We start from the raw sequence: 341 nt of genomic DNA, 5'->3' as shown, positions 1-341 counted from the left end.
GCGGTCGGACAGGTGGATCCGGACTTCGGTGATCTTCATGGTCGTCGTCTCGTCCTTGCGAATCGTTGGGATTACCTCGTCTACACAACTGGATGGATGAGCGCGCGAGTCAGCCGCAGAGGGCGAGCTTCATGAGCGAGTTGTCCCGCATTCGCTCGACGGCCTCGGCGTGGAGCTGGGAAACGCGGGACTCGCTGATCCCGAGTCGTTCGCCGACCTCGTGCATCTTCAGGCCGTCGAAGTAGTAGCCCTTCAGGACCGCGGCGTGGGCGCCGCCCATCCGGTCGACGGCCAGCCGGACCATCTCGGGGTCGATCGGCGATTCGTCGGACGGGGCGGCG

At 65.4% G+C, this 341-nt stretch carries 1 protein-coding gene; it reads right to left on the bottom strand.

Annotated elements, in window-relative coordinates; genetic code table 11:
- Positions 1-109: 109 nt before the first annotated feature.
- Positions 110-341, bottom strand: a 232-nt coding sequence (locus G6O68_RS32160; RefSeq protein ID WP_315852150.1) for a sigma-70 family RNA polymerase sigma factor, incomplete at its 5' end; no start/stop codon positions are given.

The organism is Paludisphaera soli, assembly GCF_011064595.1.
Taxonomy (GTDB): domain Bacteria; phylum Planctomycetota; class Planctomycetia; order Isosphaerales; family Isosphaeraceae; genus Paludisphaera; species Paludisphaera soli.
The sequence above is the reverse complement of the archived record's forward strand: the minus strand, read 5'-3'. Positions and strand labels throughout refer to the sequence as shown.